This is a genomic window from Antarcticibacterium flavum (assembly GCF_006159205.1).
GTDB lineage: Bacteria > Bacteroidota > Bacteroidia > Flavobacteriales > Flavobacteriaceae > Gillisia > Gillisia flava.
The window spans coordinates 2700282-2714676 of record NZ_CP040812.1 but is presented as its reverse complement, the minus strand read 5'-3'; the positions used below and the strand labels follow the sequence as shown (position 1 = coordinate 2714676).

Genomic DNA, 14395 nt, shown 5'->3' with positions numbered 1-14395 from the left:
TTATTCACCAACCTGGAATACTATAGGTAAAGAATAGGAAACGGCTACCGCTTTTCCATTATGTTTACCAGGTTCCATTTGCGGAAGCTGCTCAATTACTCGTTTTGCCTCTACTTCCAAATCCGGATGTGCCGCGCGAGCCCGTACATCTGTAATTTCTCCCCCGGGACTAATCTTGAAAACTACAATTACACGGTTCACTCCTGTTAATCCTAGCTTTTCACCCAGACTGGAATCAAATTTTTCTGAAACAAATTCTGCGATCTTTCCAGTCATACATTTCTTTTGCTCCTCGTTGGAACCAAGGTTCTCACAACCGGGGAAGACAGGTACCTGTTCAATTACGGCAAAGGGAACATCTGCACCTTCAGCATACTCTCTTTTGGGAGCTTTTTTATTTTCTTCACCATTTTTATCAACTGTAATTACATCGACCTTACCGGTTTCAGCATTGCCAGACATGGTGATCGTTTTATTTCCATCGGTGATCTTTATTGAAGAAACCCCACTTGTGCTATGTAATTCCTCTGCCGCGGCCTGAATTGCTGCGTTTTCTTCCTCCGTAAAGGAACTGAAGTTTTCTACTTCAATTAATATCTCCTGTGTCGATGATTCCTCCACTACATTGTGATTAGGATTGGCATCATCACTACAAGCCACATAAGAAAGCATCACCAGCATAAGCGGCAAGAGTACCAGGAACTTGAATTTTGAAATTGTTTTTGATTTTGATTTTTGTAACATAACGATTCGTTTTTTGATTAATGAATGATTGAAAAATTGATTGATGAATGAAATATTTGCGGTGTTAAAAGCTGAATTTAAAAGTTGTTCGTAATAAGTTTTTTTCTCTGTTGTCTGCACCACCTCGGCATCTGCGATGAACTCGTGCAAAGTTGCGATCCTGCTTTGGTAGATGTATATAAGCGGATTAAACCAAAAAAGTATCTTATAAAGCTCAAAGAATAACAGGTCCAGGCTGTGCTTCTGCTTTACGTGTACCAGTTCGTGGGACAGGATCTGGTGCCTTTCAGCTTCTGCTAATTTGTCTCCCAGGAAGATGGTCTTGTAAAAGGTGCAGGCAATTGTGGAATTTGGAACTTCAATGATGCGCAGGTCGCTTTCCGCAGCAATGGCCCTGAACCTGAACAATCTGCTCAAATCCTGATATTTTTTAAAGAACAGGAACAGACTGGCTGTTACACCCGTGCCGTAAGCTACCAGCCACCAGTTGATGCTGAAGCCGGAAGAAGCGGTGGATACTTCCGTGACTGAATTTGCTGCTGCAGGGGCTTCTCCAATAATGACTTCGGGTAAAAAAATTGTTGATATCCCTTGAAAAGATTCTGCCGGAAGTAAAAAGGCCAGGGCTTCGATCTTTATGAGCGGTAACAGCAGGGAAATGATTGAAGTGGCCAACAGGTACCAGCGGTTATAGGTGAAAAAAGTTTCCTTTTTCAGCAATACTTCATACACCAGTAAAAACAGGAGCTGAAATAATACGACTTGTAAGATAAATGCTAACATCACTTCTGGTTTTAAATTTCTGAAACTTTGATGGGTTTATAATCCTTATACCCGGGGTCTACTTTCTACTCAACCTCGCCGGTATTGAAAATCTCTATTGGAAGGGAATAGGAAACCCCCACTGCCTTTCCGTCTTGCATTCCCGGCTTCATCTTTGGAATTGTTTGCGCCACCCGGTTTGCTTCTTTCTCTATTTCGGCTTTATCCTCTACCGGGATTCCCGGGGTCACCATACGGGATTTCACTCCTGTAACCTCCCCGTCTGCTCCTATGGTGAATACCAGGACGATCCTGTTTGATCCCTCCTTTAAATAAGGCTTTACTGTTGCCGTGTTGAAATTACTGTTGATGTAATTTTTAAGACGGGAATCAAAACAGTCCCGGCCGGCGTCCCCAGTTACTTCATCACAACCGGGATATAGCGGAATTTGGTCCACTATGGCATATGGCATATCCAGTTGTTGTGCAACAGCAATCTCTTCTGCCGCAATAGTATCGGTTTCTGCTCCTGCAATAACTTCTTTTCCTGTTCCTGAATAGGCTACAAAGGATAACATAAGCAGCGTAATTGGCAATAAGGCCAGGTATTTAATTCTTGCGGTGGTCTTTGATCTTGATCTCTGTAACATAATAATTCGTTTTTTGACCTCTGCGCCGGTACTTCCAAAGCTGATGCTCTTCCCAAAGGCGCTAAGGCGGGTTAATGACTGACTAAAAAATTGATTGATGAATGAAATATCTTTTGTACTGAAGGCGCTGTTGAGCAGCTGCTCGTAATAGCTGCGCTTGGCCGTTACCTTTATAACCTCAGCATCGGCAATATATTCGTGCAGGGTGGTGATCCTGTTCTGGTAGATGTAAATGAGCGGATTGAACCAGAAAATGATCTTCAGCAGTTCGAAAAAAACCAGGTCCAGGCTATGTTTCTGATTCACGTGAACGAGTTCGTGGGTGAGAATTTGTTGTTTTTCTGCTTCTGAAAGTTGGTCGCCCAAAAAGATCGTTCTGCTAAAAGTGCACGCGATCGTGGAATTGGGAATTTCAATGATGTGGTAGTCACCTTCCGAAGCAATGGTCCTGAACCTGAACATTCGGCTTAATTCATTGTATTTTTTCAGAAAAAAATGAAGGCTCATCAGTGCTCCGGCCGCATATATAATGAACCACCAGTTAATATTAAAACCTGAAGCAGTTGAAGCGGAGGAGGCAGCAATTTCTGTCGTCGCCGCGGCTTCTGCACCTTCTATTGTAAACCAGTTGAGGGGGAGCTGCGAGATATTTTCCGCAGGCAGCCAAATAGAGAGCATTTCTATTTCTATAAAAGGCAGCAACAGAGAAGCTACAGCGGTCGCCAGGAGATACCAGCGGTTCAAGGTGAAGAAGGTCTCATTCTTTAAAAGGAGCTCGTACACCAGCAAAAACAGGAGTTGGAACAGGACGACATGTAGGATATAGGCGCTCATTTTATTTCTCTTCTTTGTTGATCTCTTTCAAAATAGCCTCCAGTTCCTTGGTATCCAGGTCATTCTTCTTCATAAAGAAAGACACCATACTTTTAAAAGAACCGTTGAAATAGCTGTCCATAAGCTTGTTCATGCTCTGGTTGCTGTAGGTTTCCTTATCTACCACGGGAAAATAATTATAGCCCTTCCCCTGCTTTTTGTGGTCTACAAAGCCCTTGCTTTCCAGGATGCGAACAATAGTGGAAACCGTGTTATATGCAGGTTTAGGCTCCGGCATCTCCTCAATAATTGCGGCAACATTGGCTTCCTTAAGTTGCCACAGGATGTGCATGATCTCTTCTTCGGCTTTGGTGAGTTGTTTCATGATATCTTGATTTTCCTTGCTGAAATATTCAGCTCCTTTGGTGATTAGTGGTTAAAATATTGAGCAGATTGTAAATTCCTGATCTGCCAACAATTCAAATATAAAACTAATTATTTAGTTTCACCTAATAAATTAGTTAAAAGTTTTAGTCGGCTATTTTTTGAACTTATCATTGACTGAAAAATTTGTAATTTTGAGTTAATGGGCGTGAATTATATAGAGAGGATTTTTATAAAATTTTTCTTAGACCCTTATAAAAAATATTAGCGCAAGGTTATGACGTAGGAGAATCGTCAATGGTAGTCAACCTTTTTGATTTTAAGGACTTTTCCGGCCTACGAAAGCTTATCGTAAAATTTGAAATGAGAGGGGCGTTAAGAATTTTAGGCTGTTTGAGCGAAACGGATTAATCTCGCATGAATTTATCTGCCCGCGAGTTCCTAAAATTTAGCCACCGAATGAAAAATTTAGAGAAGCTTTCGTAGGCCTGGACTTTTTTGGTTCTTTTCTTGCAACCGACGACCAACGGGAGAGGATTGCAGCAAAAAAGAACAAGCGGTCCTATGAAATGCCAATAAACTCGCCTGGAAAATGTAAGAAAAATAGAATACGTCCAATGGTAGTCAACTTTCTTGATTTGAAGGACTTTTCCGGCCTACGAAAGCTTATCGTAAAATTTGAAATGAGAGGGGCGTTAAGAATTTTAGGCTGTTTGAGCGAAACGGATTAATCTCGCCAGGATTTACTTTCACGGGAGTTCCAAAAATCTAGTCACCGAATAAAAAATTTAGAGAAGCTTTCGTAAGCCTGGGCTTTTTTGCTTCTTTCTTGCAACCGACGACCAACGGGAGAGGGTTGCAGCAAAAAAGAAGGAGTGGTCTTATGAAATGAGGATAAACCCGACAGCGTTTCTTCGAGAAGGAGAAAAATACACTATAATAAATACGTTATGCAGCAGTTAAAAACTTTGGAACAAAGAAAATTATTTAAGTTCTAAATTGTAAATTTGAGATATGGACCTAGATCTTCAAAATAAAAAAATAGAATTAATTCAGTGGTTATTCACTTTGAATGATAAAACCATTGTTGAAAAAATAATGAAGCTGCGCGAGAGTGAGAAAACTGACTGGTGGAAAGAAATCTCCAAGGAGGAAAAGAAGTCTATAGATCAAGGAATTAAAGATGCTGATTCCGGAAAATTAAAATCTCATTCAGAAGCAAGAAAATTATATGAAAAGTGGTTATAAAATTCGATGGACTGACCACGCACTTTCTGGAAATAGAAGATACTATTGAGTATTTAGAAAAAAACTGGACGGAGAGAGAACTGAAAAAATTCTCTCAGGAACTTGACCATACAATTGAATTAATTTCTAAAAATCCAGCACCCTTCCCAACTTCAAAACAGAAGAAAACTGCTAGAAGAGCGGTGGTTGCAAAATTTAATAATCTCTACTACCGACAAAATAACGAAACCATTGAAATTTTATCTCTTTTCTCCAACAGGCAAAACCCGAACAAGATAAGAATCTAAAAACAGCTGTGCGTTATTCGGGAGGTCAATGGAAATAAATTAAGGGATTGACTATTCTGATTTTTGTGGTTTTTAACCTGAAATAGTTTAGGAACCTTCCAAGATTATATAGCAGGAGTTAAAAGGCAAGTTCTCAAACACTCAAATTTAGTCTAGATTCTAGACTCTAGCCTCTAGACTCCGGAGCATAGAAGATATAGCGATCTTAACTCAATTATCCGGACAAGAAAATTTTAAAAAAACCTATGGACAAGAAGAAAATAAAGAAGGAGTTCAACGATTTCCTGGACTCTGCCACTGATGAACAACTAAAGGATTTCCTGAAATTCATGAAAGAAAGGCGCCGCAAGAAACCTGAAGAAAAAGCAGCAGATCAAAAAGACGAACCTTTTAAAGACCGACTTAATTAATGGATGTTTTATTAGTAGTCCTGGGCGCAGTTTTGATTTTAGTAGGAATTCTGGGAAGTTTCTTACCGGTCTTACCGGGAGTTCCCGTAAGTTGGCTGGGATTGCTGGTGCTGCACCTGGCTCCTTCCATTCCTATGAATTACTGGTTCCTGGGAATTACCTTCGTAGTAGCGGCGCTTATTTACGCACTTAACTGGATCATCCCCGCCATGGGGACGAAAAAATACGGCGGCAGCAGGTATGGGATGATTGGCGCAACAATCGGGTTGGTAGTCGGTATCATCGCACCCATTCCTTTTGGGATCATAATAGGCCCTTTCGTTGGAGCTTTTATTGGAGAGATCATTAATAAGAGCAACCGGAAATCTGCATTAAGGGCGGCCTTTGGTTCTTTTGTAGGTTTTCTGGCCTCCAGTTTTATGGAGTTTATTGTCGCCTGCGGCTTTCTGTTATTGTTCTTCTATAAGGTCTGGGAGTTTCGGGAGGTATTGTTTTAAGAGGTACAGGAATTATAGTACAAGTCCCGAAGAAACCAAAAGTCAAGAAACAAGAGTCAAGAGCCAAGAGCCAAGAGCCAGGAGTCTGGAGTCTGGAGTCTGGAGTCTGGAGTCTATAGATTTTTCTAGCCTCCAGATTCTAAGTAATTAACTCTACATCAAATCTTTTTCCGCTTTGCCCCTCCCTAAAGGGTGGCGGAAAAAGTATTCTGCACCAGTGAAAAAGCCGACTCAAAAAACCGCCGTGGGCTACTATGTGGACCTTAAGAAATAATGTATTTGCAGTATCAAAAAGTCCCCTTCAGGGGATTTAGGGGTGAGTATCTAGAAAAAGTCTGCTCGTTTTCGTCGAGAAAAAGGTCCATCTGGAATCTGGAAACGAGATTATTGTATGTCTGGAAAGTGTTTATCAATTTGTACATCACGGGAGCCAGGTTCTGTAAGACCAGTGACTTTGATTCTATTTAAAACCTTCGAGATGATCTTAAATAAAAAGCCCGCTGCGGGGCAACGGGCTCATCAACACATAAAACAAATTAAACAACCGCCTGTTGCGGCATCATTAGTGGGCCATCATTACAGCTTTTCGTTTTTGTAGCTGTTTGTCCAATTCAAAAGTGGTTTTCTTTGCGGCTAATTCAAAGTTCTCTTCCCTGGAGGATGCAAATATTCTTGGCCCGGGCATACTTAATTCGATCTCACATATTTTGCCGTTTCCTGCAGGATCATTTTCCAGTTTAAAATAAACATCGGCATTGATGATCCATTCATATTTATCGGCTAACTTTTCTAATTTTTGAGAAACAAACTGACTCATTGTTTCACTTGTAGGCATTTTTACAAACTGAATATTTATAGTCATGGTCCGTATGGCTTTTGGTTATTAAGAATAGTCAAATTTACCGCGGGAATGGCTGGATAAATATGAGGAAGATCAGTTATAAAGGGATTTGTTTTACCAGTGTTTTTGGGGTTTGTGAAGGAATGCTGATAATGAGGTGGTTGGGAATTCTGTTAAGTTTTTGCTGAAGTATCTTTTCTGGATTTTTTTAAATCAGGGGGGTTATTATTCCGGGATTAAATGTTGTGGAAAGAAATTTTTAGCCACGAATGCACGAATATTTTATTGTCTTCTCCTGGTCTTCTCGCCGCACCAAGGTGCGTGAAGTCTCCTGACCTCTCGTCCCTCACAATTTCGAAAGGAACGACAAACAACCTGAAGTCTTTTGACTTTAACCGCAAATCTCTTTTAGGACCCGGGCAGTACTAAAATTATTCGTGCATTCATGGCTTTATTCTAAGAACTGACTTGTAAAAAATACATTTTGATCTTCTAATGATTCTTTCAATGGCTGTACTGCTACTGACCTTAAACCGACTTGATCTTCTGGAAGAATATGCACAATTCGGATTAGTTGCTTTATTAGCTTTTTATTGGTTAGGTAAATATTCAGAGAGAAAGTTTACGAAAAAATAGCTAGTGGGTTTAAATCTCAAATTAACCTAATTAAAGCTGCATTTACAATTCATAATAATTAGAATTCTTATTCGCATTTGTCGCAAAAGTAGGTAAGCCCTCCTCAATTTTTCAACCTGTTTTTCCTTAAGCTATGGAAGGATGAAAAGATGGAGTTAGAAGGTTTTTTCCGGCCTACGAAAGCTTATCGTAAAATTTGAAATGAGAGGGGCGTTAAGAATTTTAGGCTGTTTGAGCGAAACAAATTAATCTCGCCAGGATTTACCATTCCGCGAGTTCCTAAAATTTAGCTACCGAATGAAAAATTTAGAGAAGCTTTCGTAAGCCTAGACTTTTTTGCTTCTTTTCTTGCAACCGGCGACCAAAGGGAGAGGATTGCAGCAAAAAAGAAGGAGCGGTCTTATGGAGGAAAGGTAAACTCGACAGCCAAAAAGAGGAAAATTTAAAAACCGCTGCGTGAGGTCTCCTGACCTCGCGCTTCCCACAATTTCAAAAGAAACAAAAAACGACCTGAAGTCTCCTGACTTCAAATACTAATCTTCTTAAAAACCTAGCTGCTCCACCTGTTCTAATCAAAAATAATCAGCTTGCTCATTGAAAAGTTAGACGAAAGCTAGACGGTTTTGACTATAAAAGAATTGATTATGTAGGAAATGCGTATTTTTGATTAAAAGCTGAGAAATGGATTTAGAAGCCAGAAAAACAGAATTTATTCGGGAATTTTTAAAACTTCAGAGCGAGGAAGCGATAGCCCGGCTTGAGAAAGTTTTGAAAAAGGAGAAAAAACTGTCAGGAAATAAAGATATCCAGCCAATGACAGTACAGGAGTTCAATAATAGGATAGATCAATCAATGAAAGATTCCAGTGAAGGAAAGTTAACAGACGCAGATGATTTAATAGCTGATATTGATAAATGGAGCTAAATTTATTTTGGACGGACTTCGCAAAATACGAACTCCAAAAAATCTTCAAATATTTAAAAGAAAATGCCAGCCTAAAGGTGGCCCGGAATGAGACTAAGAAAATCGTTAAAGCTACATACAGACTTAAATCGCAACCGGAAATCGGCCAGGTTGAACAATTATTAGTAGACAGAGAACAGGAATTTCGCTATTTAGTTCACCAAACTTACAAGATCATCTATTGGTTAAATAGAGAAAAAAATCAAGTTGAAATTGTAGATGTTTTCGATACTCAACAGTATCCCGCCAAAATTCAGAGATCAAATTTGTAGCCCTACCGCTACGTGAGTTTTCTCGACCTCGCGCCTCCTACCATTTCAAAAAAAACAACAAAGGACCCGAAGTCTCCAGACTTCCACGAATATCTTCCTTAGACCCGAGGTGATAACACCACGAAATCATTCGTTCATTCGCGGTTAGTGTTTAAAATTAACCTAATTAATGGAGTAGTGAAGATTAGACTTCTATAGAAATCTTCACCTTTCCACCCAGCCCCTTTTCTACTATATCGTATAAAGTTTTTAAGGTCATATTACTTCCGTTATTTTCAATTCTGGAAATATAAGTCCGCTTTTTATCTACTAAATCGGCTAATTGTTCCTGGGTCAGGTTTTTTTCTTCTCTTGCTTTTCTCAATAATAACCCGATCTTAAAGGACTCAAAATCCCTTTCCAGTTCATCCCTGCGTTCGGTTCCTTTTTTTCCGTAAACGGTGTCTTTTATGTCTTTCCAACTTTTAGTTTCCATAGTTCTTTTCTTTATCTGCGTAATATGAGGCCATTAAATCAATAGCCTTGGCAATTTCCTTTTGAGGAGTTTTCTGTGTTTTTTTAATAAATCCGTTCAAAAGGATTACAAGTTTACCCTCATCGAAGAAGCAAAAAACTCGCCATATATTTGAGCCCAATTTTATCCGTGCCTCGTACAGCCCTTTCGCTCCGGATATGGATTTTAAATACGTAGAAGGAACTCTTTCGTAAGTTTCGATTATTTCAAGAATCTTAAATATCTTGTCCTGCACTTTAATTGGCTGTGCTAGCAAGAATTCTTCAAAGTAATGCTTATACTGAATTACCTCCCTTACTTTTTCCATTAAACCAAAGGTAACTTAAAAGTTACTATATTTCAAATCCTGATATAGGTTTTTTAAGAGCTCAAAATTTGGGATCGAAATCTAGCCACCGCTGCGCGAGGTCTCCAGACATCGCCTACTACAGTTTAAACAGCGCCCTACCCCTCCAGTCTTCAATAAAAATCACCTTAGCACCGCAGGTGCCTATCCAAAAATCATTAGTGCATTTGTGGCTAGTTTTTTAAAATCGACAGGAAATTTCTCTTTAAGTATCCGACAACAAACGACTACAAACACTTGCAAACGACAGTAAATGAAAGTAATTACTTAATAACCGAATCTCCTTTTGCTCCTGTTCTAAGTTTGCCTTGTTGAATCACGAAGGTTCAATTGCATTAACTGTTTAACCATTAATTTAATATTATTATGAACGCACTTAGAAACAAAGTACAGTTGATTGGACGAGTAGGACAGGATCCAGAGATCCTTGATCTGGAAACCGGAAAGAAGCTGGCGAAATTCTCCATCGCCACCAATGACAATTACACAAACGCCAAAGGTGAGAAAGTTGAGCATACAGACTGGCATAATGTGGTGGCCTGGGGCAAGACGGCAGAGATCATTGAGAAATTTGTGAACAAGGGAAAAGAGATCGCTGTGGAAGGTAAGCTCACCACCCGCTCATGGGAAGACAAAGAAGGCCAGAAACGCTATACCACAGAAGTTGTTTGCAGCGAACTATTATTGCTGAGTAAATAGAACATTTTAACATCACCACGTTCTTGGGCGTGGTGATGTTTCTTAAAACCCAAAGGTCACTCCTCCCCAAATCTTTGGTCAAAACCACCTATTTCATTTTTGGACAGGCTGCAGGATAATCCTCCCTGATTGCTCAAATTGTTATACCATTAAAATCTCCGAAACTATTACAGGTTTAGGGTGAAAATGGATAACAAGGATATCCCCGGCTGTCTCTTTTTATTAATCCTAAAAAAATAATTTCATGAGTACAAATCTCAACCTTATATCACTTTTAAAGGAGAATTTCGGCTTTGATAGCTTTCGGCCAAACCAGAAACAGATTATTCTGGAACTCCTGGCCGGCAAGGATGTCATGGCCATTATGCCCACCGGTGGAGGCAAATCCCTTTGTTACCAACTACCGGCACTGGCACTGCCGGGCACTACTCTTGTTATTTCTCCGCTTATCGCCCTGATGAAAGATCAGGTGGACGCCCTGCTGGTCAACGGAATTAAGGCGGCGTATTATAATAGCAGTCAGCCGCCACAAATACAGACAGAAGTTCTCACAAGGTTGCGGGAGGGCAAGCTGGACCTGTTCTATCTTGCTCCGGAAAGTCTTCCGTTCTTATTATCGCGGCTGGTAAACAGCAACATTAACCTTATCGCCATAGATGAAGCCCATTGTATCTCCTCCTGGGGCCATGACTTCAGGCCGGCGTATACCAAGCTGCGGGTGTTACGGAATAAATTTCCCGAAATCCCAATTTTGGCTCTCACTGCCACTGCCGACAGGGCCACGCAGGACGACATCCTGGAGCAGCTGAATATTCCCGAGGCGTCCAGGCACATCGCTTCCTTTGACAGGAAAAACCTCTACCTGGAAGTAAAGCCGGGCAATAATCGGCAAAAGCATATCCTGAATTTTCTGAAAAAGAAACAGCAGGAAAGCGGGATCATCTACTGTTTGAGCAGGAAAGGGACTGAAAAACTCGCCGCCACCCTGCTGGCAAATGGCCATACAGCAAAAGCCTATCACGCCGGGATGACGCCGGAAGACCGGAACCGAATCCAGGAAGATTTTGTGAATGATCGGGTGCCAATTATAGTGGCCACCATTGCCTTTGGAATGGGAATAGACAAAAGCAACGTGCGCTGGGTGATACATTATAATCTGCCAAAGAACATTGAAGGCTATTACCAGGAGATAGGCCGCGGTGGCAGGGATGGACTTCCCGCATATACCCTGCTGTTCTACAGTTATGCAGATATCATCCAGCTGCGAAAATTTGCCAAAGGAACTGCCACAGAAGAATTCCAGCTGGCAAAGCTGGAGAGGATGCAGCAGTATGCCGAGGCATTAAGCTGCCGACGCATAGCTCTGCTCAATTATTTCGGGGAACACGTATCCTCCAATTGCGGCAATTGTGATATATGCAATGCCCCGCCAAAGTATTTTGACGGCACCATTCTGGCACAGAAGATCTGTTCAGCCGTGATGAGGCTTAAGGAACGTGAAGCCCCGGGAATGCTGGTGGATGTATTAAGAGGCGCACAAAATGCGGCGGTACTGGAAAAGGGATATAATAAGATAAAATCCTACGGCAGTATAAAGGATATCGCCTGGAGGGATCTGCACCAGTACGTGATACAGTTGATCAACCAGGGAGTACTGGAAATACGTTTTCACCAGGGCGGAAGGCTCCTGCTCACTCCCAGGGCAAATGCGGTGTTGTTCCGCGATGAACAGGTGAAGCTGGCTTTAATAGATCAGGTTGTAAAAGAGGCTAAGGAAACGTTTACTGAAAGGAACTCAGCATCCTTATTTGAAAAATTGAGAAGCCTGAGATCTCGTTTAGCCGCTGAAGAGGGTGTACCTGCATATATGATCTTCAGTGATGCCAGCTTAAGACATATGGAAGAACGGCTGCCGGGTTCAGAAGAAGAGTTCGGAAACATCTCCGGTGTGGGCAGGATAAAACAGGAAAAATATGCACTGCGTTTCCTGAAAGTGATTTATAACTTTAAGCAAATCGATAAGCCAAAAATTCCTACCCATCTGCAAAGTCTGCACCTTTTTAAGGCCGGAGCCAGTGTTGACGAAATAGCCCAACAACGATTTTTAAAAGCAGAAACAATTGGCTCGCATCTCCTGAAAGTTTTGGAAGCGGGTGAGATTTTCAATACGGAAAGGCTGATCACACCAAAAGAGTTTGAAAAAATAAAAAGTGCTATCGAGTCTGTAGGAGGTAGCGAAGCTTTAAAATCCTTGTTTGAATATCTAAATGCCGAGATCCCCTACTGGAAGATCAGGATAGGTTTATATCTTCTTAAGAAGCTCGAGAAAGGTTCAGATGCAAAATCTATCAAAACTATAGTAAGACAAATTAATTTTCGAGAAAATATGAGTGATATACCTTCTTTGAGACAGGGCAGGGTTTAGGGAGATTAAGTGGTGAAAGGTCTTTATGATAAGGGGTCTGGGGAGTATGGGGTCTGGCGAAAGAGGAAATAGAGAACTGGGGACGGAGAAGGGGGTTCCAGGATTTTGCGGAGGTTTGCTCTTTATCATTTGAGGAAAGCCAAGAGGAGTAGTCTTCTTCAAAATCTCCCGGAGAAGGAGCATTATAAATGGTTTTTCTTCAAAGGCAGGAACAAATTCGCGCAAAAGATTTCTTTCTAAATTGGTTTTCGTAAGAAACCTCACAGGTTTGCTAAATCTGTGAGGTTTAACATTTCAAATGAGAAGAGCTTTTCACAGCGAGGAAGACCTACCAGGTTGGATCTTCAATGAGAGTACGGTCCTCTTATTTAACTATAAAACTTGCAAAGAAGAAACCTGGCAGGTCTATACAGAGGTTTACATCGCACCTCACCTCCCACTGAGATGTTTTCTTGCGCTCATCCATCGATTTACCCGAGAAAAATAATCAGTCCTGTCAGGGACTAAATATGGGTAGAATCGATAATGCAACATTCCCACCATGCCTTTAGGTACGGCATATAAATGTTACTCATATATTTTATACCTAAAGGCACAAAGATTTCTTTTACAAATTTTTTCTACCAATAGTATGTCCCTACGGGACAATATTACTAATACAAAAACGCATTTCCCGCTAAAACCAAGCTTCTCTAATTAAATCTCATCTAATTGGAAGGACGAGCGGGGAAAATTTCACCCATAGGTTTATTTCCCAAATGAGTCTTCGAAGAAACCTCAGGGGTTTAATACCCCTTTAAGGTTCAGGGTTTTCAGGAGCATTAGAAAAACATTCGTGCATTCGTGGCTTATCTTTTTCCAACGGTGTTAAATTAATTCCAAACCACCTCTTAAATATGGACATTAAGAGGAGAAGGATTACATTTAAGGAAGAACAGAAATTTCATTCAGAATGGACAAGATCATCACCTTAACCGTTAATCCCGCATTGGATGTTTATACAACGGTAGACAAGCTGGAACCGGAAAAAAAATTACGCTGTGCAGCTTCCACTAAAGATCCCGGTGGTGGCGGGGTAAATGTTTCCCGGGTGTTGAAGAGACTGGGAACAGATGCCCATACCATCTACACCCGCGGCGGATACACCGGCGGGATTTTTGGTTCCTTACTGGACGGGGAAGACATCCACCAGGATGCGCTGGAGGTGAAAAATGACCTGCGGCAGAACTTTGCCGTAAGTGAAACCTCCAGCGGAGATCTCTACAGATTCGGATTTCCCGGTGCGGAACTGCAGGAGGAGGAATATGAGGAATTGCTGGAAAAGATAAGAGGTTCTAAAGGTTCTGAATTTCTTGTTGCCAGTGGAAGTTTGCCACCTGGGGCACCGGAAGATTATTATACACAGGTAGCCAAAGTGGCTGCAGAGAAGAACCTGAAATTTATCATTGATACTTCCGGAGAAGCACTAAGAGAGGTCCTCAATGTTGGTGCCTATCTCATAAAACCCAATAAAGATGAACTTTCAGATCTAACGGGAAAAGAAGCCGGAAACCGGGAGGAGCAAAAGAAATTATTGCAGGAAGTCCTCGATAATTATAATGTGGAAGTGATAGTGCTTTCTCTAGGACCCGATGGAGCTATCATGGCAACACAAAACAAGATAGTTGAATTTCCCGCTCCCAAGGTGGATTTCATAAGTTCCATAGGCGCAGGGGACAGTATGGTGGCCGGCATGGTGTGCAGCCTCTCCAGAGGGAATGACATTGAGGATGCAGTGTTATTTGGAATAGCCTGCGGTAGCGCAACCATAAAATCTCCCGGAACTGAACTTCTTACCCGTGAGAATGCTGAAAAATTGTTCAGGGAACTAAAGGTAGAAGTGAACGGCTCTTAGGTTTTAAACC

General features: G+C 41.2%; 15 protein-coding genes. 9 read left to right on the top strand and 6 right to left on the bottom strand.

Annotation, left to right across the window (positions count from 1 at the left end; translation table 11 throughout):
* The 3 genes from FHG64_RS11690 to FHG64_RS11680 form a co-directional block, all read right to left on the bottom strand.
* Nucleotides 1-1527 (bottom strand): M56 family metallopeptidase, encoded by a 1527-nt coding sequence (locus tag FHG64_RS11690; RefSeq protein WP_139066571.1) that lies wholly within the window; start codon nt 1525-1527, stop codon nt 1-3.
* A gap of 65 nt (nt 1528-1592) precedes the next feature.
* Complete coding sequence (locus FHG64_RS11685) at nt 1593-2990, bottom strand: M56 family metallopeptidase (protein WP_139066570.1); 1398 nt, start codon at nt 2988-2990, stop codon at nt 1593-1595.
* Between the two features lies 1 nt (nt 2991).
* Entirely contained in the window at nt 2992-3354 is a 363-nt protein-coding gene (locus FHG64_RS11680) for a BlaI/MecI/CopY family transcriptional regulator (protein ID WP_139066569.1), read from the bottom strand.
* Nucleotides 3355-4367: 1013 nt separating this feature from the next.
* Here FHG64_RS11680 and FHG64_RS11675 point away from each other — a divergent pair.
* The 4 genes from FHG64_RS11675 (at nt 4368) to FHG64_RS11665 (ending at nt 5795) form a co-directional block, all read left to right on the top strand.
* Nucleotides 4368-4601, top strand: coding sequence for a hypothetical protein (locus FHG64_RS11675; RefSeq protein ID WP_139066568.1), 234 nt, complete (start codon nt 4368-4370; stop codon nt 4599-4601).
* Nucleotides 4592-4888 carry a type II toxin-antitoxin system RelE/ParE family toxin gene (locus FHG64_RS11670; protein WP_246054082.1) on the top strand — a complete coding sequence of 99 codons (297 nt, stop codon included), beginning with the start codon at nt 4592-4594 and terminating at the stop codon, nt 4886-4888. The genes FHG64_RS11675 and FHG64_RS11670 overlap by 10 nt, the downstream gene beginning before the upstream one ends.
* A gap of 245 nt (nt 4889-5133) precedes the next feature.
* A complete protein-coding gene (locus tag FHG64_RS19200) occupies nt 5134-5298 on the top strand; it encodes a hypothetical protein (RefSeq protein ID WP_168191351.1) in 165 nt (54 codons plus the stop codon).
* Entirely contained in the window at nt 5298-5795 is a 498-nt protein-coding gene (locus FHG64_RS11665) for a DUF456 domain-containing protein (protein ID WP_139066567.1), read from the top strand. The genes FHG64_RS19200 and FHG64_RS11665 overlap by 1 nt, the downstream gene beginning before the upstream one ends.
* Before the next feature lie 562 nt (nt 5796-6357).
* On the opposite strand, the gene hpf is transcribed toward FHG64_RS11665, so the two are convergent.
* Complete coding sequence (hpf, locus tag FHG64_RS11660) at nt 6358-6657, bottom strand: ribosome hibernation-promoting factor, HPF/YfiA family (RefSeq protein WP_139066566.1); 300 nt, start codon at nt 6655-6657, stop codon at nt 6358-6360.
* Between the two features lie 1296 nt (nt 6658-7953).
* On the opposite strand from hpf, the gene FHG64_RS11655 reads away from it, so the two are divergent.
* Nucleotides 7954-8196, top strand: coding sequence for a hypothetical protein (locus FHG64_RS11655; RefSeq protein ID WP_139066565.1), 243 nt, complete (start codon nt 7954-7956; stop codon nt 8194-8196).
* Nucleotides 8187-8507 carry a type II toxin-antitoxin system RelE/ParE family toxin gene (locus FHG64_RS11650; RefSeq protein WP_139066564.1) on the top strand — a complete coding sequence of 107 codons (321 nt, stop codon included), beginning with the start codon at nt 8187-8189 and terminating at the stop codon, nt 8505-8507. The genes FHG64_RS11655 and FHG64_RS11650 overlap by 10 nt, the downstream gene beginning before the upstream one ends.
* Nucleotides 8508-8691: 184 nt before the next feature.
* On the opposite strand, the gene FHG64_RS11645 is transcribed toward FHG64_RS11650, so the two are convergent.
* Together FHG64_RS11645 and FHG64_RS11640 are read right to left on the bottom strand one after the other, a co-directional pair.
* Nucleotides 8692-8982 (bottom strand): helix-turn-helix transcriptional regulator, encoded by a 291-nt coding sequence (locus FHG64_RS11645; RefSeq protein ID WP_139066563.1) that lies wholly within the window; start codon nt 8980-8982, stop codon nt 8692-8694.
* Nucleotides 8972-9328 carry a type II toxin-antitoxin system RelE/ParE family toxin gene (locus tag FHG64_RS11640; protein ID WP_139066562.1) on the bottom strand — a complete coding sequence of 119 codons (357 nt, stop codon included), beginning with the start codon at nt 9326-9328 and terminating at the stop codon, nt 8972-8974. The genes FHG64_RS11645 and FHG64_RS11640 overlap by 11 nt, the downstream gene beginning before the upstream one ends.
* A 405-nt stretch (nt 9329-9733) precedes the next feature.
* Here FHG64_RS11640 and FHG64_RS11635 point away from each other — a divergent pair, with 405 nt between their 5' ends.
* From FHG64_RS11635 to FHG64_RS11625, 3 genes are all read left to right on the top strand, one after another.
* Complete coding sequence (locus tag FHG64_RS11635) at nt 9734-10066, top strand: single-stranded DNA-binding protein (RefSeq protein WP_139066561.1); 333 nt, start codon at nt 9734-9736, stop codon at nt 10064-10066.
* Nucleotides 10067-10310: 244 nt separating this feature from the next.
* Nucleotides 10311-12491: a DNA helicase RecQ gene (gene recQ / locus FHG64_RS11630; RefSeq protein ID WP_139066560.1), complete on the top strand. Its 2181-nt coding sequence runs from the start codon at nt 10311-10313 to the stop codon at nt 12489-12491.
* A 952-nt stretch (nt 12492-13443) separates the two neighbouring features.
* A complete protein-coding gene (locus FHG64_RS11625; protein WP_139066559.1) occupies nt 13444-14385 on the top strand; it encodes a 1-phosphofructokinase family hexose kinase in 942 nt (313 codons plus the stop codon).
* The last annotated feature ends 10 nt before the right edge of the window (nt 14386-14395 follow it).